The sequence below is a fragment of the candidate division WOR-3 bacterium genome (genome assembly GCA_013177935.1).
Classification (GTDB): Bacteria; Hydrothermota; Tepidihabitantia; order Tepidihabitantales; family Tepidihabitantaceae; genus Tepidihabitans.
Genome location: JABLXZ010000001.1, coordinates 376,439 through 397,504, shown reverse-complemented (window position 1 = coordinate 397,504; position 21,066 = coordinate 376,439). Strand labels below are relative to the sequence as shown.

The window sequence follows — 21,066 nt, the reverse complement described above, 5'->3', positions numbered from 1 at the left end:
CGATTTCACTTGACGAAAAGATTACATTGATTATTATACTGATAAGGGGCTGTAGCTCAGTTGGGAGAGCACCTGCTTTGCAAGCAGGGGGTCGCCCGTTCGAATCGGGTCAGCTCCATTTACCTGCCTGCCGAAAACCTCGAAAGACTACAATCGTTAAAGCAAAATCCGGGCGTCAATCACCAGCGCCCCTTTACCTTCTTCATAAACAAAGAGCGGGTTGATATCAATTTCGTCAAATTCCGGAAAGTCCATAACTAGCTGCGACAGGCGCTGAATCGACTCTTTAATCTTCTGTTTGTCGCGTGCCGGTTTTCCCCGAAACGGTTCAAGGAGGCGATGTGCCCTGATTCCGGTAATCATTGACTCGGCAGAGAGGTCGTTTACCGGCGCAACCCGGAAAACAACATCTTTAAGGACTTCAACTAAAATTCCACCCAGCCCAAACATCAACAGGGGACCAAAATGAGGGTCGCGTTTCATTCCGAGGATTGTTTCCAATCCACCGCTTGGTGCCATCTTTTGAATCATTACACCCCAGATTTCGGCATCAGGCTTTTTGTTCTTTACCGTTTCCATCATTGCGGTATAGGACTCTTTGAGTTGTTCGTTATTGGTGATGTTAATGCGAACCGCACCAAAATCGGTCTTGTGAATGATGTCTGGAGAAACAATTTTAATCGCAACCGGATAACCGATTTTCTGGGCGAGCGCTAATGCCTCAGTAATGTTGGTGGCAAGTTCGAATTCTGCTACCGGTATTCCGTAGGCTTTAAGGATTTGATGGCATTCGGGTTCTGAGATGAACGGGCGGGGCCGCTTTTTTGCCCGGTTAACAATCTGGCGGACTTGGTCGGGTTGAACATCACCAAATTTGACAACCTCTCCGGGTGGACGGCGGCTTAATCGGCCGAATTCCGCCATCGTTGCCAGGGCGCGAGCCGCATTTTCTGGAAAGAGAAAATGCGGGATTCGAACGCGGAGTAAGGCACGACGGATTGCGGTGTTGTCACCCATTGTTTGAATGCAGGCGATAATGGGCTTATCTGTATTTTGGGCTTCTTCGGCAATGACATTGGCAACATCAATCGCTTCTGCCATCACGGTTGGTGTCCATATCGGGATTATGCCGTCGATATTTTCGTCCTGAAGGAGGATACGAAATGCGGCGCGATAGCGATTGGCATCACCATCGCCGATGATATCGACCGGGTTGTTAATCGCAGCTGCTGGCGGCAGGACCTTTTTAAGTTCGGTGCGGGTTTTTTCGGTTAATGGTGCGATTTTTAGTCCGTATCGTACACAGGCATCGGTTGCCATAATTCCTACACCACCGGCATTGGTGATGATTGCCACTCGGGGACCGCGCGGCGGAGGCTGGTAGGCAAGGACCGCAGCTTTGGCGATTAACTCACTTACCGTGTCAACTCGCAGGATGCGTGCCTGGGCAAAAAAGGCGTTGTATGCCTCGTCTGAACCGGCAAGGGCACCGGTGTGGGAAGATGCGGCACGGGCGCCTTCGCTTGTCCGACCCGCTTTGATGGCAAGAATCGGTTTGGGTCTTTTGGCATGAGATGTTATTTCTCGAGCAATGCGCATAAATTCCGGCGGGTTAACTAAATCTTCAAGATAGAGCGCAATGACATCAGTTTCTTCGTCGTCCTTCAAATATTCGAGCAGGTCACACTCGTTTATGTCCGCTTTATTGCCAATTGAGATAAATTTAGAAAGACCCACCTCTTCGGATTCGGCATATTCGAGTGCGTTAACACCGACTGCACCGGATTGAGAAATCAGGGCGATGTTTCCGGTTCGGGGCATCACACGACCGAAGGTGGTGTTCAGCCGTACTGCCGGGCTGGTGTTTATCATTCCAAAACAGTTTGGTCCGATAAGGCGAATACCCCAGGTGCGGGCTCTTTCCTTAACCGCCTGCTCCAGTGCTGCACCGGTGGCACCGAGTTCTTTAAACCCGGCAGAAATGACGATGGCACCTTTTACCTTTTTCTGGCCACATTCAGCCAGCACCGCCGGTACGGTTATTGCTGGGACAATGAGTATCGCAAGGTCGATCTCATCTTCGATGTCCAGAATTGAAGGGTAGGCTTTGACGCCCAAAATGCTCTTCGCGCGTGGATTAACGGGAAAAACAACGCCGGTGTAACCGTTAAAAAGGATATTAGCGAACAGGGCGCGACCTACCGAACCTTCTTTGCTCGAGGCACCGATAACCGCAACAGAACGGGGCTTGAAGATAAAGTCCAAATTATTTGTTTTCATTTTTCAAACCTCAAAGTTAAGGTGTAAACGCCGTCTTCCCATTTGGTTTCAAGCGGGAAGCCGGTTTTGGTAACAAGCCGATAAGCCCTGGTGTTGGAGTCCAGAACATAACCAACAAACCCTTTGACACCTTTTATCCGGGCGATGCGAATCAGGTGGTTGAAAAGAGCGGTTCCAATGCCCTTGTTCTGAAATTCGTCCTGAATTTCTATGGCAAATTCAGCAAGTCCAGTCGAGGGGTCAACATAGTATCGGGTCGAACCAACAATTTGCTCTTCGCCATTTCGGCGCAGTACCGCAACCAGTGCCATCTCCTTTTCGTAATCGATATTGACGAATCTGGTCAGTTTCTCGTGCGGCATCGCCTTGATGTAGCTAAAGTAGCGGTAGAAAACTGTGTCCCGGGAGAATGAGTAGAAGAGTTCACGCATTGCCGGTTCGTCGGTTGGTTTAATGGGCCGAATCAGGATAGTTTCGCCATTCGGCAGGCGCACTTTAGTTTCAAACTCTTCGGGGTAGCGCGCTGAAACAAGGGCGTCTTCGGGTTGGTCCTGATAGACGAAGTTTCGCTGCTTTGCCTGTTTTAGCAGTTCGGCGCGGAATTTCGGATGGGCAATCGATATCAGGGCAAGGGCACGTTCCCGGATTGATTTGCCGTGGAGATAGGCAACACCCCATTCGGTTACGACATAGTGGACATCACCGCGCGATGTGACAACACCGGCACCTTCCGAGAGCACCGGAACAATGCGGGAAAAACGGTCGTTGTCCCGGGTTGATTTTAAGACGATAATCGGCTTTCCATCTTTGGCACGCGCCGCACCACGGACAAAGTCCAGTTGTCCTCCAATACCGGAATAGAAAAGGGAGCCGATGGAGTCAGCACACACCTGACCGGTTAAATCAATCTCAAGTGCCGAGTTGATTGACACCATTTTGTCGTTCTGGGCGATGACAAATGGATCGTTGGTATAGTCTACTGGATGAAACTCGAACCTTGGGTTGTTGTCAATGTATTGGTAAAGGCGCTGTGAGCCCATCGCAAAAGAGGCAACAACCTTTCCGGGGTGCAGAGTTTTCTTGCGATTGGTGATGACACCGCTTTCAATTAAATCGATAATGCCATCAGAGAAAACTTCGGTATGGACGCCAAGGTCTTTTTTGTCTTTCAGGTAGTAAAGGAGGGCATTGGGAATGCCGCCGTAGCCGATTTGAATCGTCGCGCCATCGGGTATGAGTTCGGCAACATTTTTTGCAATACGCTGAGCAACTTCGCTGGGTCCAGGGGTGGTAAACTCATATATCGGTGCATCGTTTTCAACAATGGAATGAATCTGGGAGATGTGAATGAAACTGTCGCCCAGGGTCCGAGGCATTTGTGGGTTCACTTCGGCAATAACATATTTTGCGACCTCGGCGGCGGGTTTTGTGATGTCGACCGAAACCCCAAGACTGCAAAAGCCGTGCTCATCGGGTGGGGTAACCTGAATCAAGGCAACATCAATCGGTAGGCGGCCCGAGCGTAACAGGCGCGGTAGTTCGGAAAGAAATATTGGAGTGTAGTCGGCTCTGCCTTTTTGCACCGCTTCCCGGACATTGGCGCTGATGAAGAAGGAGTTTGCCCGATAGCGCGCGGCGAGCGCTTCTTCGGCATAGGGGGCAACACCCAGTGTTAAAATATGAGTTACCTCAACATCTTCCACCGGACGGTCGGCAAGTGCCCTAACCAGTTTCTGGGGTGTGCCACAAGCCGAGCCGATGAATATCCGGTCCCCGGGCTGGACAACTTCTAATGCCTGTTCCGGGGTTTTGATTTTTTCCTTAAATCTCATCTGCCAGTTGTTTGCTGTCATAAATTTTCATCCTCCTTGATTTGTTCAAAGTGATACTTGCCATCCTTAAAGGTAATTTTTCCAATTATGTTGTCTGTGTCGTGTTCAAAGATCGAGAACCAGTTACCGTTAACCGCCTGATTCAAAAGTTTTTCTTTCTGGTCCATTGAGTCAAGCGGAAACAGGTCGTAGCCCATAATGTAGGGCACCGGAATGTGGCTTTTAGTGGGAATCATATCGGACCAGAAAATAGCGGTTTTATTTTCATCAGTGATTTTAACCAGCTGCATACCTCTGGTGTGACCCCCGGTGTGAATCAACTCAATCCCGGGATAAATTTCGGTTGAGCCACTGATTAACTCAAGCTGGTCGGTTTCTTTTAACGGCAAGAAATTTTCTCCCAGATAGGAGGCACGGGAGCGACGATTGGGCTGGATTGCATCGTTCCATTCGGTATGCTGAACGATGTAGCGGGCGTGGGGAAAAGTCGGGACCAGTTTGCCGTCTTTTATTCGGGTTGAGCCACCACAATGGTCAAAGTGCAGATGGGTAAGGACTACCGTTGTAATGTCTTCGGGTTTAAAACCGAGACGGGCAAGACCGGACAGCAATGAGTCGGTTTTCTCGATGCGATACCGTTCCGCAAAACTGGCGTCGTATTTGTCTCCAATCCCGGTGTCGATGAGTATAAGTTCTTTTCCAGTTGCAACGAGAAGAGGCCGCAGGGCAAGTTTTATTCGATTCCGTTCATCCGGGGGGTGGTCTTTTTCCCAGAGAGGTTTCGGTACGACACCAAACATTGCACCCCCATCCAGACCAAAGAACCCATCACAAAGGGGGTAAAGCTTAAATCTGCCAAAGTCCATTAGAATTAACATTTTAAATGTATTCTAACCAAAGTCAATATTACATAAAAGAAGTTTCAAGATTTGTTATCTAATACTGGCTTATCAGAATAAATAGGCGCGAGTCTTTATATTATAAGGTGAAAATCCAGATATCAGAAAGAAGGGGAAAACAGGATTTTGATAATGCGTGGGAATTGTATACTTTAAAGTATAACGAGACAGTTAGGCGATTTTTACATAACCAGTTGCAATCTTGATGGTTATACTGTATTAGCCCGATTTTCCCTGCCGAACCCCGGGGTAGTATCGGGAATAGTATGGGAAATTAATAGGAACGCCGTCTATCGGGTTGATTTTTACAGGAAATGGGTATGAATTCAACTTGTTATTTTGTTGACATTAGCAGGTCTAATGGTATAATTAGTTGTCTCGGCGGTCAAAGGGAGTAGATAAATAGAAAAGGAGGGAGGAATGTTTCATAGTAGATGCGCGGTCGCTCTGAGCGCATTAATCTTTGCCGCAGTTCTCATCACAACAGGATGCGATAGCAATAATAAACCGATGATTGCTTCTATTACTGCCAGTCCATCAGACACGGCAACTCCGGGTGGAGTCGTATTGTTGAAAGTTTATGCCAGCGATGCCGATGACGACCCGCTAACCTTTACCTGGACGGCCTCTGCCGGAACACTTTCCAGCACAACCGGAGATAGTGTTTTGTGGACGGCTCCAAATTCACCCGGCAGTGCAACGGTTACAGTGGTATGCGATGACGGTAAAGGAGAAACGGACACAGAAACGAAAACCTTGAATGTCCGGGCGTGGCGCATTGGAAATGTTGACGAGACCTTTGACGGTCCAGTGTCGATACCCAATCCCGGTTCGGTTGAAGTCAGTCTTGACCTCTCTAATGAAGTTCCTCAAGGCGCCCTTGCCGAGTCGGTCTGGGTTACAGTTGAATTTGACCCCGATACGCTGGACGGTGAGTTTTTTGAGATGCGCCTCGTGACGCCTTCGGGCCGGGAAGTTCTTTTCTGGGACAACCGTGTAAGTCCGCTGGAGGTTGACGGTGAGTTGATTCCGGGTCTTGCAGATGAACCGGTAAAAGGCAACTGGCGTTTGAAGATTATCCGTGAGGTAGCAGGTGAAGAAGGAGTACTCGACGCCTTTAACCTCGACATCGACTACCGCTGGTAACGGTTAACAGAAGTTTATTGCAATCGGTCATTTAGCGGCGGGATTAGTTCCAGTCCCGCCGCGAATGCTTTTAAGTTTAACTCAACCAATTGGGGTTTGACCAGAGTACTGATAACCTGACGGTAAAGGTTTGAAGGAAATTCGAAAAAGCGGGATACGGCACCAAGCATAACCGTATTTTGCAACCGGGGGTTGCCCAGTTTGCAGGCAACTTCAAAAGCCGGAACCGGATAGTTTTTCGGTGCCCGAATATTGATGCGTTCGTCAAGAAGGGAATCGGGCATTTTTTCTACCGTTCCGATTAGAACCGGTAAAGGCTCAATCCGCAGGGGGTCATAGATTAAACTTCCCGATGGGGATAGGAAGTGAATATACCGCAGCGCTTCTAATTTTTCAAATGCGATGATGATGTCAGCAGTGCCTTCTTCAATCAGGGGTGAATAAACTTTTCCACTCCAGCGGATATGGCTGGTAACACTACCACCTCTCTGTGCCATCCCGTGGACCTCGCTTTTTTTGACATCAAGTTTCGCCATAAGGGCGATGTGAGATAGGATGTCAGAGAAGAGTAAAACCCCCTGCCCGCCAACGCCGCAGACAAGAATGTTCATTCAATCGCCTCCTTGGGGCAGATTTCAACACACATCGCGCAGCCGGTGCAGGCGGTAGCGATGATAAACGCTTTGTTGTCGGCAAAGGAGATTGCCGGACAGCCCAGGGCAAGGCAGGCGCGACAACCAATGCACTTTTCCTTGTTTACCTTTTTGGGGTCACCCTGTTTGCCAACAAGGAGAGCGCAGGCTCTTTGCGAAATGACAACCGCTCTTTTATTTTCTTTTAGTAGGTTTTGAATTGTCTTCTTGGTTTCCTGCGGGTGGTAAGGGTCAACACGAATTACCTGCTCGACTCCGCAGGCACGGCAGAGTAGTTCAAGGTCAATCGGTTGAGTTTGTTCGCCTTTTAATGTTTTGCCGGTTCCAGGATGGTCCTGGTGTCCAGTCATTCCGGTAGTTCGGTTATCGGTGATAATTGTTATGACATTGGATTTGTTGTAAGTGGTGTTAATCAATCCGGTGATGCCAGAGTGAAAGAAAGTGGAGTCGCCAAGAAGGGCGATGCGCGGTCTGGGGTCAGATTTACCAAGAGCTTTGTCGGCACCATGGGCAAAAGTAATTGAGGCACCCATATCAATACAGGTGTCCATTGCGCTGTGGGGTGGTAGTGCGCCGAGCGTGTAACAGCCAATGTCGCCCGCGATGATTGCTTTCTGTTTCTGCAGGGCGTAGAAAAGTCCCAGATGAGGACAGCCCGGGCAGAGCGCAGGCGGACGATTAGGAATTTCCTCTTCCGGCTGCGATTTTTCCACCTTCTTATCGGCAAGGGCGGTGCGGATAATACCCGAGTTGAGTTCACCCCAGCGCGGTAGCTGGTCTTTGCCCTTGACTTGCAAGCCGAGGGCGCGGGTTTGTAGTTCGATAAATGGGTCGACTTCCTCAATAACAATCAGTTCTTTTACTTTTTGGGCAAAGTTAAGTACCAAGTTACGGGGGAAAGGGTAAACGAGTCCTAATTTAAGAAATGATGCGTCCGGGAAAACCTCCCGGGCGTATTGATAGGCGACACCATCGCAGATTATCCCGAGGTTAGCATTACCGAGCTCGACCCGGTTGAGCGGTGATTTTTCGGCGTAATCCTGCAAACGCACCAGACGCTTTTCCAGGTCGATGTGTCGCACCCGGGCAAAAACCGGCAGTAAGGTGGTTTTGGAAAGCTGTTTTTCGTAGCCGCGCGGTTTTTTATCGATACGGGGTTCAAGAGTTACTATTGAACAGGAGTGGGCAATTCGGGTTGTAAGCCGAAGTAAGACTGGTATGTCGTACTCTTCTGATAGGTCAAACGCCAGTTTTGTAAAATCTTTTGCCTCCTGACTGTCTGAAGGACAGAGCAGGGGGATTTTTGCCGCGAGCGCGTAAAAACGGTTATCCTGTTCATTCTGTGACGAGTGAAGACCCGGGTCATCGGCGGTAACAATAACCAGACCGGCATTCACCCCAATGTAAGCCGCTGAGAACAATGGGTCAGCAGCAACATTCAATCCAACATGCTTCATTGCTGCCAGACTCCGTACCCCGGCATGTGCTGCTCCCAGCGCTACCTCCAGTGCCACCTTTTCATTTACTGACCATTCGCAATAGACATCTTGATATCGGGCAAGGGCTTCAAGGATTTCGGTTGAAGGTGTTCCGGGGTAGGCAGCGGCGACCGAGCAACCCGCTTCCCAAGCACCGCGGGCAACCGCTTCATCACCGAGTAGTAGTTCGCTGTTCATTTAAAATTTATACCTTCTTGCGAGGACCTCAGATAGTTATTTAACTAAAAACTGTCTGCTGTGTCAAATCAGGCGTGCTACTTTATGAAGATGAACCGGATGGGTTTGCCATTTTCGATTTGAAAGAAAACACCGCTGGAAAACGGTTTGCCTTTAACAACTTTTCGGCCTGTGGCGTCGTAGAACTCACCGGTAAAAAATAGTGAGCCGCGGTGTAGATTGGTAAGAGTTTTCTGCATCGGATTGAACCCCGGTGGCTCAAAAATCGCCGGAGGGTAGGTACCGTTGGCTTCAAGATAGCGGGTAAGAATCTCATTGCGGAAGCGTTCTGTAACCACCGGGTTGGTCAAAATTAGGGTATTTTCATCGTTGTTGAAGTTGGCGTTTTGAGACCAGTTGGCAGAACTGGTGATGACTAAGTTTGAGTCAATGAGCATAATCTTCTCGTGCAGGATACCGTTGCCAAAGGGGACTGAGTCAACAAGAATCGGGATATGCCAATTACGAAGTCGTGGATACTCCGAAGCCGGGTCATTAGCACCGGCTTTGTCAATGGTGCCGGCAACGGTCATTCCACGATTCCAGAGGGCAATCAATGTGTCACCGAGCGGGTCATAGGTAAATGAGTTGATGGCGAAAAATATTTCACTGCGGGCACGCCCGGCAAATGCGGCAATGGTATCAACCACGCGGTTTTGGGGTGAGAAGTAGAGATATGCCGGATATCCATTAATAAGAAACTGATGGGATGATAAACGGTCCTGTTTTGAGGAATGGAAACGGGCGCTTTCCGGGACCGGATTTGGTTCCGTAGTGCCCCACATCTGGTTGAATTCAGCAAGATAGGCGGCACAGAGCGCACTATTTGGTATTTCGAGGGCACAGTCGGCGAAGAGTTCATTCTGGTTGGGATTGTAAGAGGCAACCCAGAGAATGTCGTTGGTTGAGTCTTCATCGGCAAAATCCCGGATGGCAAATTTGTTGTGCATATAAGCCGAGCGTCCAGAAGAAACTGAATCGGACCATACAGTGATGCCGGCGGCACGCAGGTATGCGACCCAATCGTTGTTAAGCCTCGAATCATCGGTAATTATCCTGATTCGCACACCGCGGTTATGGGCATTGATTAAAGCAAGCGTAACATCGGCACGAGATGAGTTATAGCAGCAGTAATCTATTGAAGAAGCCGCCCTGTTAAAAAATTCAACAAGGCGTAAACCGATGCTGTCCTGAGCAAACCAGACTTTTATGGTATCGGTAGGAGACTGAATAAGAAAAAGAAAGATGGAAAAGAGATGTGTTAGCAAGCCGGTAGTGATATTTGACCCAACTTTGACAATGGGAGGAAGTTGATATTAAGCGCCCTTTCCGGGGTGATTAACCAATCAGCTAAGGTTACTGTAATTTGCATAATTATGTTATTTATGTAGTAAATTTTAGTTATTGTTAAACAATTGTCAATTTGCAGGACAAAACTTGACATAGGCGATTCCGTGAATAACTTTGAACAGGAGGCATAGTATGAAATTAATTGGCTGGCTGTTTGCAATTGGTTTGTTTTTATGCTGTTGTGGTGGGGCAAAGACACCCCCCAAAGTAGCCCAAACAGAAAAAAGTGATTCCGGTTCTGTACCGAAGATGCAGCTTTTCAGTCCGGCATTTGCCCCAGAAACTGAAATACCTGTGCGCTATACCGGTGATGGTGAAGACATTTCACCGGAGTTAGTATGGGATAGTGTTCCTGACGGGGTAAAGAGTTTTGCCCTGATATGTTCAGACCCGGATGCGCCGATTGGCACATTTGTTCACTGGGTGATTTACAATATTCCTGGTGTGGTTCGTCGGTTACCTGAAGGGGTAGTAAATAAAGAGCAACTTGATGATGGAACAAAGCAGGGTGTGAACTCTTTTCAACGCATCGGTTATAACGGACCAAAACCGCCTCCCGGAAAACCGCACCGTTACATTTTCCAGTTGTACGCGCTTGATACAATACTTGATTTACCGCCTGGTGCTTCCGTCGGGAAACTTCAGGAGGCAATGACCGGTCACATTCGGGCTGAAGCCCGGTTAGTGGGGATTTATGGCAGATAAAGAAGAACGGTTCCCTCAACTTAACAGTTTTTCCCGAGAGGAGTTAATTAACCTTTTGGTGGACGCGGCAAAAAACTGGCTGGCGCACGACGGGTTGTGGTTTCAGGCGGTAGAGTCAAAATTCGGCATGGAGGCAGCGATTGAACTTGACCGGGAGGCGTGGCGCCGGTTTACGGTTATTGAAGCAAAACGAATAATGGAACGGCATAAGATTTTGCCGGGCGGTGGGATTCCAGCGCTCGTCAAGGCGCTATCTTACCGTCTTTATGCCTATATCAATCGCCAGGAGGTACTTGAGGTAGGTCCAGACCGGGTTGTGTTTCGAATGAATGACTGCCGGGTGCAAAGTGCGCGGCAACGTAAGGGATTGCCCGATTTTCCCTGCAAACCAGTAGGACTTGTTGAATATGAGTGGTTTGCGAAAACAATTGATGAACGGATTGAGACAAGGTGTCTTTATTGCCCGCCGGATAAGCATCCCGCAGACGCTTGGTGTGCCTGGGAGTTTGTGATTAGATGAAAAAAGAGTCGGGAGCAGAACGTCGACGATTTACAATGCGGGACTTGCCAGTTGCTGAACGACCACGCGAACGACTGCTGCGTTACGGTGCCGATAAATTATCGGGCGAGGAGTTACTGGCGGTCTTGATCAGCCGTGGTACCAGCGGAGTTCCGGTGCGTGACATCGCTCATGAACTACTGGTACAATTTGGTTCAATCGCAGCAATTGCCGATGCAACAATTGAAGAGTTAAAGCGCGTGTCCGGAATTGGAACGGCAAAGGCGTGCCAGATTAAAGCGGCATTTGAGCTGGCGCGACGGTTTCAGGAAAGCCTCGCACCTGATGCTCGGGAGCCTTTGATTTCTCCGGAGGCTGTGGTTCGACTGATCAAGCCGAGGTTAGTTGAGAGAAAGAAGGAGTGTTTTTTCACGGTGCTTCTTGATGCGCGCAACCGGCACATCCGCACCGAGCAGGTTTCGGTCGGAAGCCTTGATGCGACAATCGCCCATCCCCGTGAGGTGTTTGACCCAGCGGTGCATGACCACGCTCCTTCAATTATTGTGGTTCACAACCATCCTTCAGGCGACCCGACACCGTCTAACGAAGACATCAGCCTTACCCGACGCTTGAGTGAAGCCGGCAAAGTTTTAGGAATAAAACTCCTTGACCATATCATCATCGCGGGCGAAAAGTTCTACAGTTTTCGGGCTCAGGGGATATTGTAAGTTTAAAGCGGTTCAGGAGGGGGCCAGACCGCCATACAGTTAGGATTGGCACAGCGTACCGCTTCCGGAGCGGTCATTTGAAGACAGCGCGGGCAGGGAGATGAGTGAATCGTGCCGCTGGGGTCAAGCTCGGCTTCCTCTTCCCAGTTGTAGTCGCACTTTGAGCAAAAGTATTCAGCCCAGGTTTCTTTACCATTGCAATTTGGACAGCGACAGCGCTGATTCATGCTCATAATATAATATATCATTTTAAGATGTGGTCAAGCAAATTATTAGCGGTTGAGGCGTGGACTCCAGGTTGGAGATTGAGCACCGCCGGTGCGGGTAATTTGCCGTTGATTGGCGCCGTTCCAATCCATTGTGTAAATTTCCCAGACGCCAGTGCGATTCGATGCAAAAGCAAGGTGCAAACCATCAGGAGACCAAACCGGGTCTTCATTGTTGCCGGCACTGGTTAATCTCAGGTAAGTATCACCAAGAATGTTGATAACACAGATTTGATTTGAGCCATCGGGCTGGCGTTGAACAAAGGCGATCAAATCGCCTTTGGGTGACCAGGCAGGTGAAGTGTTGTAGGAACCGGAAAAGGTCAATCGACGCTGGTCAGTACCATCGATATTCATTATGTAAATCTGGGGCGTGCCGGTACGGTCAGAGACAAAGGCAATTTCTCTTCCGTTGGGTGAAAAGGTAGGGGAGATGTCGATTGCCGGACTATTGGTAAGTCTACGGATGTTTTTGCCCGTGGCATCCATTAAATAAATCTCGGAATTTCCTTCGTAGGTGAGCGATACGGCAACTAATTTACCATCCGGTGAGAAGGCGGGTGTTGTGTTCAGTCCCTTACGGTCAGAAAGTGTTGTTACCCGGCGAGAGTTAAGGTCAAGGCAGTAGATATTTAACGAACGGTCGGAGTACGAGCAGTAGGCGATGCGGTCACCTTTGGGGGACCAGTCGGGATACAACTTCAGCCCACCCGACGATGTCAGTTGCTCAACTCCTGCTCCATCATAGTCCACCACAGCCAATTCTTTGTGACCGGGACCGATGTTCCGGGAAAAGGCGATACGGGTGCAACTGACTCCATCCTCGCCGGTTAAAAGTTTTATTACTTCATCTGCCATTTTATGAGCAACCCAGCGATAGTTACCGGTAAGTGAGTAACTTTTCGTAGCGATTAGTTTGGAACTGGCAAGGTCATACAGTCGCAAAACCATTCCGGTGCCACCTTTTTTGGTAACAAAATCTCCGCAGATTAGTACCTCGGCACCGGTTGTTGCCCAGCCTTTGAGGTCCGGTTTCTTCTGGTCGGTAGAAAAACTGTAAACTTTGCCCGATTCGGGTTCTTCAAAAGTGAAGTAAAGGGAGAAGCGGAGGTCAGCTGTAAAAACATCCTGAATCGCCTTTATCAGCGCTGTAGTCTCCGGTTTTGTGCCTTTCGGGACAGTGAAATCGGCAATAACGAGAGACATACGTTTGCGGGTGCCAGAAAGTGTTATTTTGAGCCACAGTTCATCGGTAGAGTATGTTTGTTTTTGTGTTGTGTCTGGAATCTGATTAAGCAGAATTAAAAGGGCGGTGGTCAAGGAAAAGAACATAGAAAGACGATTATAGAGGAGAAAGTTCTGGGGTCAAGATTTATTGTTTTGCTGGTGCGTGTTAGGCAATATTCTTTTGCTTTTTATTGACTCTAACTGTTTAATCGTTATAATATTGCGGTGCACGGGAAGGGCGGGAAATTGTATCAGTGTCTCCATTGTGGTGGCAAAGTCCCCAATTATAGTTATTTTTGTCCTTTTTGTGGTCGGCGGACCAACAAAAAAACCATTCCAGAAAAAAACTCTACCCGTGGTCAAAAAAGAATGCAGCGATTAATTGCACCCCTGCGCTGCAGTGCTTTTCAACACGAACTTATGCTTCGGCTTTTTCATTATCGGTTCTGTCCTGAATGCGGGATGGAACTTTGCTGGGGTCCGCCTGGTCTGGAACCGCTGTAGTTTATCGAATTAGTGGAAGCCAGTCGTGAAACAGGAAGTAGAAACGGCCAATCAAAAGGGAGATACGAGCCATTACGGTGTAGCCAAATGAGGCGCCGAATGCTACCATAATAAAGACGATACCGATGCGGGAAAGAATCCCGAGAAAGCCGCTATGTTCTCGGGAAAAGTAGAAGTAAGTCAGGGTAGTAATAACTCCGATGTAGATTACAGCGTTGTTCAAATTTATCAGGGGGCGCAATGTGTCGGATATCTGGGGCAAGAGATAACCCTGTACACCCGCAATTAACCCTAACCCGGCGCCAATACCAATGGTAAAAGAAATCGGCCAGCGCGAAAGCCAGACCAGTTTTGGTATTGAACGCAAAAGCATTATCAATCCAAGTAATGCAGGGATGATAAGGATGTAGGCTTCAAAGTAGTTGCGGGCGTTGAGGTTGGTTTTGAAGGCGTCAATGAGCATCGGGTAAACATCAAATGCCCAGGCATAGATGACGGCAAAACCGGCAGAGATACCTACATAGATATGTTCGGCGGCTCGATAGAGCGGATTGTCTTTGTAGAGAAAGGAGAATATGGCAATAGTTAAAGTTGCCGCAATCCAGGTGCCAATGATATCAGAAAGCATTTTATGTCTGCCTCTTCTTCTTTCGGGAAAGGAGAAAGCCGATATTGCCGATGATAAGTAGCAGAATCAGAAGGCCATGAGCCGCTGATTGGGCGGGCATTCCCAGAGTCGCAGAACCAGGTTTTCCAACTAGTGTCTCGTATTCGGACGCACCTTGAAGGCCACCGATTATGCCTTCGATTTGATGGGCGCTGTAGTACTGAAACATCCCCGGTGCATTGACGCCGGTGCAGCCGACAATGATTTTTTCTTTAAAACGGGCACCAGCATACTGAATCCAGGCATCGGCGACGGCACCATGGGCTAATGAAACAAGTAGAGCGATATCGTGGTAGTTGTGAACTTTGCGCATAAATTCGAAGCTGTCAAGCGGTACCCCACGGTAATCGGTTTTAAAAAAGTCACGAATTTCCCGCCCGATGCCGACCATCATTGCGGTATAACCCGGGCGATAGCCAATGTTTACATAATCTTTTCCGTACACCTTCTGGTATTCGGGTGCTACTTGGTTTAAGGCAATTTCCCCAAGCGGTAAGCCTAGTGCCAGTTGTCCGGTGAGAATAACCTTAAGGTTTTTTTTGAAACAGTGGCGCAGTAGGGCAATAAGCATCGGTTGAACTTCGGGTGCTGATGAAGGGTCAAAATCGATAGAAATCATTACCACCGAATTGGGCGGAAGTTGGTCGATTGCGTTGTAGGCAGCGCGTACCGGCTCCGATATACGAACTGCGATTTTGGGCTTTACTATTAAAGGAAGAATCACCACCAAAGTAAGGATGGCGTAGATAATGCGGCGGTCAATTGTTGCGAGACGTTCCCAGAGTTTCATATCAAGATGAAAGATAGGTGCGTTCAATCCCGAGAATAATACGCAGCGACATTGCAATTCCACCCAGGGCAAGTCCGATACCGATACCTCTGCCTGCGGCAGCTTGAGGAATCGCCATCAACCAGTCTTTTATCTGGGCAAAAAATTCAATACGATAGAGGGCATTGAGGTCGGCGTTTGGAAAGAGAAGATGGACGAACCGGCTGATTGACTGCCAGATGGAACTGCCAAGAGGCACATTGCCCAGCATTACCAGACAGGCGGCAATTAAAAGCAGGGTGGCGGCGAGGTTACGAATACGAAATGCCCGATAGGCAGCCGAGAAGATGAAAAAGGCAAGGGTGGCAAACATCGTCGCCTGCAGGGGAATAATCATATACTTGTAGAGCCACATAAACGGAGCACTTAAAGCAAATGGGCTGGAAAATTTTACCCAGGAATAAAGCCCGAGTCCCAGAGTAGCAAAAAGGCTCAGGACTAAGAGGAGGCTATAAAACCACCCTTTTTCCCGACGGATTACCTTTAGCAGGTGATGCCGCGTCAGAGAATCAAGCCCTAAAAGAAAAGTGAAGCCGGAAATTATTGCATACCAGTTAAGAAAACGAGATTCGAGATTGCCGAAAGGTTTATGAGGTATAAAAAAGGCAACGATTAACAAGAGGGCGGTAAAAAGAACGATAAAAAGCGGGATACTGCGCTGAAGCATATACTAAGAGGGTGGTGCAAACCAGTTGACAATTGCCTCGAACACCTGTTGCAGCGTTGGAACCTGTTTGTTGAAAAGCGCGGCGATGGTACCAAAGAAGACGAGGGCGGAAATGATAACAATTAAGAGCATCTTGATGAAATCTTCACCTTTAATAGTACCCAACATTACTGGTTCTGGTTTGAGATAACAGGAAGCAGCGTAAATCTCTTCGCCAATCATCGTGTAGTCGCAAGCGGCAACAAAGAACGGTAACTGGGTGGTTTCGGTTGTACCGGCAAGTTGGATAGCACCTACTGTGTGTCCGGTTTCTGCAAGGATTAGGGACTCGGCATAGAAATACCCGAGCCAGAAAATTGCGCCCGGGCGTTCACGCAGAATAATACCATCAACCCCGGCGGCATAGCCGAACTGGTCCGAGGTCAGGAAGGTTATGTTATCCGGATTGTAAAGGTCGGGTCGGCCTGCTTCGGTGTATGCTTCTTTGACTGTTTCCTGGGCTGCGGTCATTACAATCGGGTCCGAGTTAGGAACGATTAAACGGACCGCATATTCCGCAGATTTTTTGCCGATTCGGCGCAAAAGGGGGAGTGCAGCGATGACCACCATATCGGTTATGTAGCCCAGACCAAAACTAAATAAAATCGGTTTACCCATCTCTGTGGCTCGGCCCAGGGCATCATCAATTGCATCGAGACCGCTGATTTTCCTAATGAACATCCTGATTCCCCTGCGCGCCCGTATGATATAATAGAGAAACAATGTTGAAATTATCAAAGTCAAAATTAGGACATTTAATCGACCGGTGTTAAACCATTGGGCGCGGGAAGTTACAGGTCCGGCAATATCAGAATCTGCGGAATCGGTTGCGGAATAGGCACGGACAAGATAGTAATAAGCGATACCGTCTCTTAGCAAGGTATCAGTATCAAGAAAGTCGGTGCTGGTCAGTAGTTCAGCATCAACGGGCGTGAAATTTTCCGTTGGTGAGGTTGAGCGGAATATCCGAAAGCCCAGGATTGATTCCGGCGCCGGATGGGTCCAGGTGATAACAATCGCCTGTCCCTGGTCATTAGGGTTATCTCTAACTAACACCGACTCAGGAGGTGTTAGCGCAAAAGAAATAAGTAGAAGATGTATCATTAGAACCAATCCTGTTTATGAGCATAACTGCGATTTAGTTTATGTCAAATTTTTTTGTTATTGAGAGCAGGACGACTGCCAAACAAAATTGTCATTGACAATCTTATCTTATAAACATTTGAGGTATCTTTGTGCAGCATTACCTTCTTTTCCTGTATTATTACTGCTATTATTTTTTAGACTGAGGTGCATAACCAAAACCCACACCAATATCCATATGTAAGTCGTTGCCTGTATTTATTCCAGGATAAATTGGGATATCTATTGAAAGTCCGGGCATTATTCTAAATGAACGTTGCTTGCCCAACCGGAAAGGAAGTCCGAAACCAAGCATCCCTGATAATGATTCAAAAGACCCCAAAGCTCCCATGCACTTTAACCTGGCGCTGGCAGAAAAAAGAAATACACCAGGAGTCTCTCGGCTGATTATGAAACGGGATTCCAGCCTGTAAAGAGAGAACGCGTATCGCAAAACTGGAATTATATATGCTGAACCATAGGCGGCAAGTGCCCCATCCAAGGGACCTCGCAATAAACGGCACTTACCGGTAACAGTTCCTCCAATACTAGGGCCATCGAAGTTTAGACCGAGGTCAAAATTATCGGTGATACCCATCCTTAGTGATAATGCTGGAATAGGTAATACTAACACTTCGTTGTATTTATATTTAAAAATTGAACTACTAATAGAAATCGGTGTGAATGTTCCGCTTAAAGCGAAACGACCGGGCGGCGTAGTTTGAGCGGTTTCGTATATCCTGAAAGCGCTGCACCCACTCAAGATGATGAGTGCCACCAGACAGACAATCAGACAGCGGATACGGCCTACCATTTTACCTCCTTTTTAGGTTTTCGTTAACACAGACTACTGAAACCAATTATTATTAGACAAAAAGTAACTTCCGGTTATTTTTATTCTGTACGCCGACCACACGGACTTTTTAATCCCACCGAATATAAACGTGAAGAGTAGCATCATTTCGAGACAAAGTATTAACATTAACATACAGGTTAGACAAACTTAGCCCTTTTTTTAAAATGTCAAATTTTCCTTTTTGATTTCATGAATCCCAGGCCAAAATTGATTTTTCTTGACCGATATGAATTAACAGTTATCATATGATGAAACTTAAAGTTTTTGAAGCGTAATAAGTTTAGTTTTGGACCAAGGACCCTGCAGGTCTATTTTGTCATCGGTTTGATTGGACTTGCCGGTGTCTGGTTTTTCTACTCTCAATTTTTGCTATTGAGGCTTTCGCGCCTATGGCGCGACTACGCTACTACCCTTTCCACTCAGTTGGAAAACGAAACCCAAGTGCGGACAAATATTTATGCCAAGTTTATGAGCCGGATAACCGAACCCGGTGAACCTGGTTCACCAGAATTGGATATCATCTTTGATGAGGTGATTCAAAAGATTGATTTTCCAGTGGTGATTACCGACCCTAATGGCATACCAGTGGCATATCGAAATCTTACGATTGATGATACAAGCCAAAAGGGGTTGATGAAGGTGATTGAGGAACTGGACCGAGAACATGAGCCGATTCCGGTTCTAATACGGGAGGGCGATTCGCTACGTTGTTTGAATGTGATTCACTATGGGGTTTCTCCTTCCACAATTACTCTGCGAAAGATTAGTATCAATCTAACAAATTCGGTACGACAGTTGCGACTGTTTTCTTTTGTCCAGTTGGTTTTGTTTCTGGGGTTTATGCTTATCGGAATCTGGGGGGTTCTAACATACAAGCGGCAGGAAGAGGAACATATCTGGACCGCACTTGCCAAGGAAACTGCCCATCAACTGGCAACTCCAATATCCTCTTTTTCTGCTTGGCTCGAAATGCTTAAAGAAAACGGACAAAAAGAGATAGTCTCGCAAATGGAGGAAGACCTGGCGAGAATGAGAGAGGTACTTTCCCGCTTCAGTCGCATCGGACTGCCGCCGGACTTAGAATTACGACGGCTGGGCGACCTGATTCGTCATTCAGTTGAGTTTGTGCAGCGTCGGTCGCCGCGCACGGTACATTTTCAAGTAGCTGTTGAAGATGACCCGCTGGTTAAGGTTGATGGAGTACTATTTTCCTGGACACTGGAAAATCTTTTGAAGAACAGTGTTGATGCGATTGGTGAGCGCGAGGGTGAAGTGCGGGTGCGATTAGCCTTGACTCCAGACGACCGTTTTGCCGAAATCTCAGTTACCGATACCGGTGAAGGTGTGAAAATTGCAAAACTGTTTGAACCTGGTGTGACCACGAAACCTTATGGTTGGGGTGTAGGGTTGACACTGGCAAGGCGAATTGTTGAAGGGTACCATCAGGGGCGGTTAATTCTAAAGGAGTCGCACCCAGGGCGAACGGTCTTTGCCATCTACCTGCCCGTAGAAAGAGAGGTACAATGAAGATTTTGTGGATTGACGACGAGATAACTCTTTTAAGGCCATTTATTTATGCTCTGGAGAAAAAGGGGTATAAAGTAACAACCGCCACCAATGGACCGGACGGGCTTTCGCTCTTAAAAAAAGAGAGTTTTGACCTGATTTTACTGGACCAGATGATGACCGGTATGCAAGGGTTGGAGGTACTGCGCCGGCTTAAAGAAGTTGACCCCCAGGTTCTGGTAGCAATGGTTACCAAATCCGAAGACGAGGCATTAATAAACGAGGCGCTTGGCAAACTGGTCGATGATTTCATCATCAAACCTTTTACCCCTACCCAGCTGCTGGCGGTACTCAAACGACTGCTGGAGAAACGGCAACTTATTGCCGGACATATCGCTCAGGAGTATCTTGCAACAATAAACCGGGAACGGGACCTTACTACCCCTGAGGGCTGGGCCGACTATTACCGAAGTCTTGGTTATTGGGAGACAGTACTCGCCCGATTCGGTGAAAAGTCGTTGATTGAGTTACATCAGGACCGGCGGCGCGAGGCAAATGACCGGTTCAGTCGCTATGTTGAAGAAAACTATCGTTTCTGGGTTAAAGGTTCGGGTCCGATTATGAGTCATCAGTTGATGGAAAAGAGGATAAAACCGCTCTGGGAAGAGGGGCAGACTTACCTTGTGGTTCTGGATTCGATGCGTCAGGACCAGTGGGAGGCGATTGTGCCACTTATAAGGGATTTTCTCAATGTTGATACCGATTACTATTATGCAATTTTGCCGACGGCAACCCCTTATTCGCGTAATGCCATTTTTAGCGGGCTTTTGCCCCTGGAAATCTACCGCCGTTATCCCCGCTGGTGGATTTTTGAAGAAACAGGGCAGAACCGTTATGAGCAAGAACTTTTAAGTGAGTTATTGAACCGGTTGGGGTTTAAGGGGCGTTACTCTTTTGTTAAGGCATCACGCAGCGATGAACTGCAGGCAACCCGTTCTATTCTGTTTGATAGCAATCTCCGTTTAGTTGTCCTGGTTATCAACTTTCTTGACCTTTTGATTCATTCGGTCAAGTCCACCCGTTTGCTGGACGAGATTATTCCGGATGACGCGGCACTCGTCGGAACAACGCGGGTGTGGTTTTCCTCCTCACCAATATATGAACTTCTAAAGGAGCTGTCACGGCGGAACTGTCGCATCGTTGTTACCAGCGACCATGGGTTCATTCGGGTAAATCGGCCAACGCTAATTTACGGCTCAAGAGAAATTTCTGCCAATCTGCGTTACAAACATGGCGCCGCATTGCGGGTTGAGGAACGCGACGCCTTTTTACTGCACCATCCTGAGGAGTTTTTCCTGCCGGTTGAGCACCCCGGGGTAAAGTTTGCCATTGCTAAATCTGATTTCTATTTTATCTATCCGACAAAACCCCGGGAGTATGAAAAGACCTACAAATGGACATTTCAGCATGGTGGGATTTCGCTTGAAGAGATGATTGTGCCGTTTGCGGTCCTGAAGCCCCGTTAGTTTATAAATTGGTTTCTCAAGATTGACTTAAAACGGATTTATTGATAAAG

19 protein-coding genes and 1 tRNA gene are annotated in these 21,066 nt (G+C 47.9%); 7 read left to right on the top strand and 13 right to left on the bottom strand.

Annotation, left to right across the window (positions count from 1 at the left end):
- Positions 1-45 precede the first annotated feature (45 nt).
- A tRNA-Ala gene (locus HPY86_01895) sits at positions 46-118 on the top strand.
- 38 nt (positions 119-156) lie between these two features.
- Here HPY86_01895 and HPY86_01890 read toward each other — a convergent pair.
- Genes HPY86_01890 through HPY86_01880 form a run of 3 tightly spaced genes read right to left on the bottom strand, consistent with a single transcriptional unit; the run spans position 157 to position 4,978 of the window.
- Positions 157-2,280, bottom strand: a complete 2,124-nt coding sequence (locus tag HPY86_01890) for a CoA-binding protein (protein ID NPV13669.1) — start codon at positions 2,278-2,280, stop codon at positions 157-159.
- On the bottom strand, positions 2,277-4,133 hold the full coding sequence (locus HPY86_01885) for a GNAT family N-acetyltransferase (GenBank protein NPV13668.1): 1,857 nt from the start codon (positions 4,131-4,133) through the stop codon (positions 2,277-2,279). Before HPY86_01885 ends, HPY86_01890 begins: the two co-directional genes overlap by 4 nt.
- A complete protein-coding gene (locus HPY86_01880) occupies positions 4,130-4,978 on the bottom strand; it encodes an MBL fold metallo-hydrolase (GenBank protein NPV13667.1) in 849 nt (282 codons plus the stop codon). The genes HPY86_01885 and HPY86_01880 overlap by 4 nt, the downstream gene beginning before the upstream one ends.
- Positions 4,979-5,431: 453 nt before the next feature.
- Here HPY86_01880 and HPY86_01875 point away from each other — a divergent pair, with 453 nt between their 5' ends.
- Complete coding sequence (locus HPY86_01875; GenBank protein NPV13666.1) at positions 5,432-6,157, top strand: hypothetical protein; 726 nt, start codon at positions 5,432-5,434, stop codon at positions 6,155-6,157.
- A gap of 14 nt (positions 6,158-6,171) precedes the next feature.
- On the opposite strand, the gene HPY86_01870 is transcribed toward HPY86_01875, so the two are convergent.
- The 3 genes from HPY86_01870 to HPY86_01860 all read right to left on the bottom strand — a co-directional run bounded on the left by HPY86_01870 (position 6,172) and on the right by HPY86_01860 (position 9,793).
- Entirely contained in the window at positions 6,172-6,768 is a 597-nt protein-coding gene (locus tag HPY86_01870; GenBank protein NPV13665.1) for an indolepyruvate oxidoreductase subunit beta, read from the bottom strand.
- A complete protein-coding gene (iorA, locus tag HPY86_01865) occupies positions 6,765-8,486 on the bottom strand; it encodes an indolepyruvate ferredoxin oxidoreductase subunit alpha (protein NPV13664.1) in 1,722 nt (573 codons plus the stop codon). The genes HPY86_01870 and iorA overlap by 4 nt, the downstream gene beginning before the upstream one ends.
- A 77-nt stretch (positions 8,487-8,563) precedes the next feature.
- Entirely contained in the window at positions 8,564-9,793 is a 1,230-nt protein-coding gene (locus HPY86_01860; GenBank protein NPV13663.1) for a hypothetical protein, read from the bottom strand.
- A gap of 214 nt (positions 9,794-10,007) precedes the next feature.
- Here HPY86_01860 and HPY86_01855 point away from each other — a divergent pair, with 214 nt between their 5' ends.
- Genes HPY86_01855 through radC form a run of 3 tightly spaced genes read left to right on the top strand, consistent with a single transcriptional unit; the run spans position 10,008 to position 11,807 of the window.
- Positions 10,008-10,580 carry a YbhB/YbcL family Raf kinase inhibitor-like protein gene (locus HPY86_01855; protein NPV13662.1) on the top strand — a complete coding sequence of 191 codons (573 nt, stop codon included), beginning with the start codon at positions 10,008-10,010 and terminating at the stop codon, positions 10,578-10,580.
- Complete coding sequence (locus tag HPY86_01850) at positions 10,570-11,100, top strand: hypothetical protein (GenBank protein ID NPV13661.1); 531 nt, start codon at positions 10,570-10,572, stop codon at positions 11,098-11,100. Before HPY86_01855 ends, HPY86_01850 begins: the two co-directional genes overlap by 11 nt.
- Complete coding sequence (gene radC, locus HPY86_01845) at positions 11,097-11,807, top strand: DNA repair protein RadC (protein NPV13660.1); 711 nt, start codon at positions 11,097-11,099, stop codon at positions 11,805-11,807. The genes HPY86_01850 and radC overlap by 4 nt, the downstream gene beginning before the upstream one ends.
- Positions 11,808-11,809: 2 nt before the next feature.
- On the opposite strand, the gene HPY86_01840 is transcribed toward radC, so the two are convergent.
- The 7 genes from HPY86_01840 to HPY86_01810 all read right to left on the bottom strand — a co-directional run bounded on the left by HPY86_01840 (position 11,810) and on the right by HPY86_01810 (position 17,942).
- The gene (locus tag HPY86_01840) at positions 11,810-12,040 is read right to left on the bottom strand and encodes a hypothetical protein (protein NPV13659.1); all 231 of its coding nucleotides are present in this window, start codon (positions 12,038-12,040) and stop codon (positions 11,810-11,812) included.
- Between the two features lie 39 nt (positions 12,041-12,079).
- A complete protein-coding gene (gene tolB / locus HPY86_01835) occupies positions 12,080-13,405 on the bottom strand; it encodes a Tol-Pal system beta propeller repeat protein TolB (protein ID NPV13658.1) in 1,326 nt (441 codons plus the stop codon).
- A gap of 400 nt (positions 13,406-13,805) precedes the next feature.
- Positions 13,806-14,432, bottom strand: coding sequence for a hypothetical protein (locus HPY86_01830; protein ID NPV13657.1), 627 nt, complete (start codon positions 14,430-14,432; stop codon positions 13,806-13,808).
- 1 nt (position 14,433) lies between these two features.
- Positions 14,434-15,261, bottom strand: a complete 828-nt coding sequence (locus HPY86_01825) for a hypothetical protein (GenBank protein NPV13656.1) — start codon at positions 15,259-15,261, stop codon at positions 14,434-14,436.
- 1 nt (position 15,262) lies between these two features.
- A complete protein-coding gene (locus HPY86_01820; GenBank protein NPV13655.1) occupies positions 15,263-15,967 on the bottom strand; it encodes a hypothetical protein in 705 nt (234 codons plus the stop codon).
- Between the two features lie 3 nt (positions 15,968-15,970).
- Positions 15,971-17,110 carry a fibronectin type III domain-containing protein gene (locus HPY86_01815; GenBank protein ID NPV13654.1) on the bottom strand — a complete coding sequence of 380 codons (1,140 nt, stop codon included), beginning with the start codon at positions 17,108-17,110 and terminating at the stop codon, positions 15,971-15,973.
- Between the two features lie 169 nt (positions 17,111-17,279).
- Complete coding sequence (locus tag HPY86_01810; protein ID NPV13653.1) at positions 17,280-17,942, bottom strand: hypothetical protein; 663 nt, start codon at positions 17,940-17,942, stop codon at positions 17,280-17,282.
- Positions 17,943-18,248: 306 nt separating this feature from the next.
- Here HPY86_01810 and HPY86_01805 point away from each other — a divergent pair, with 306 nt between their 5' ends.
- Entirely contained in the window at positions 18,249-19,511 is a 1,263-nt protein-coding gene (locus HPY86_01805) for a HAMP domain-containing histidine kinase (protein ID NPV13652.1), read from the top strand.
- On the top strand, positions 19,508-21,016 hold the full coding sequence (locus HPY86_01800) for a response regulator (protein NPV13651.1): 1,509 nt from the start codon (positions 19,508-19,510) through the stop codon (positions 21,014-21,016). Before HPY86_01805 ends, HPY86_01800 begins: the two co-directional genes overlap by 4 nt.
- Positions 21,017-21,066 lie beyond the last annotated feature (50 nt).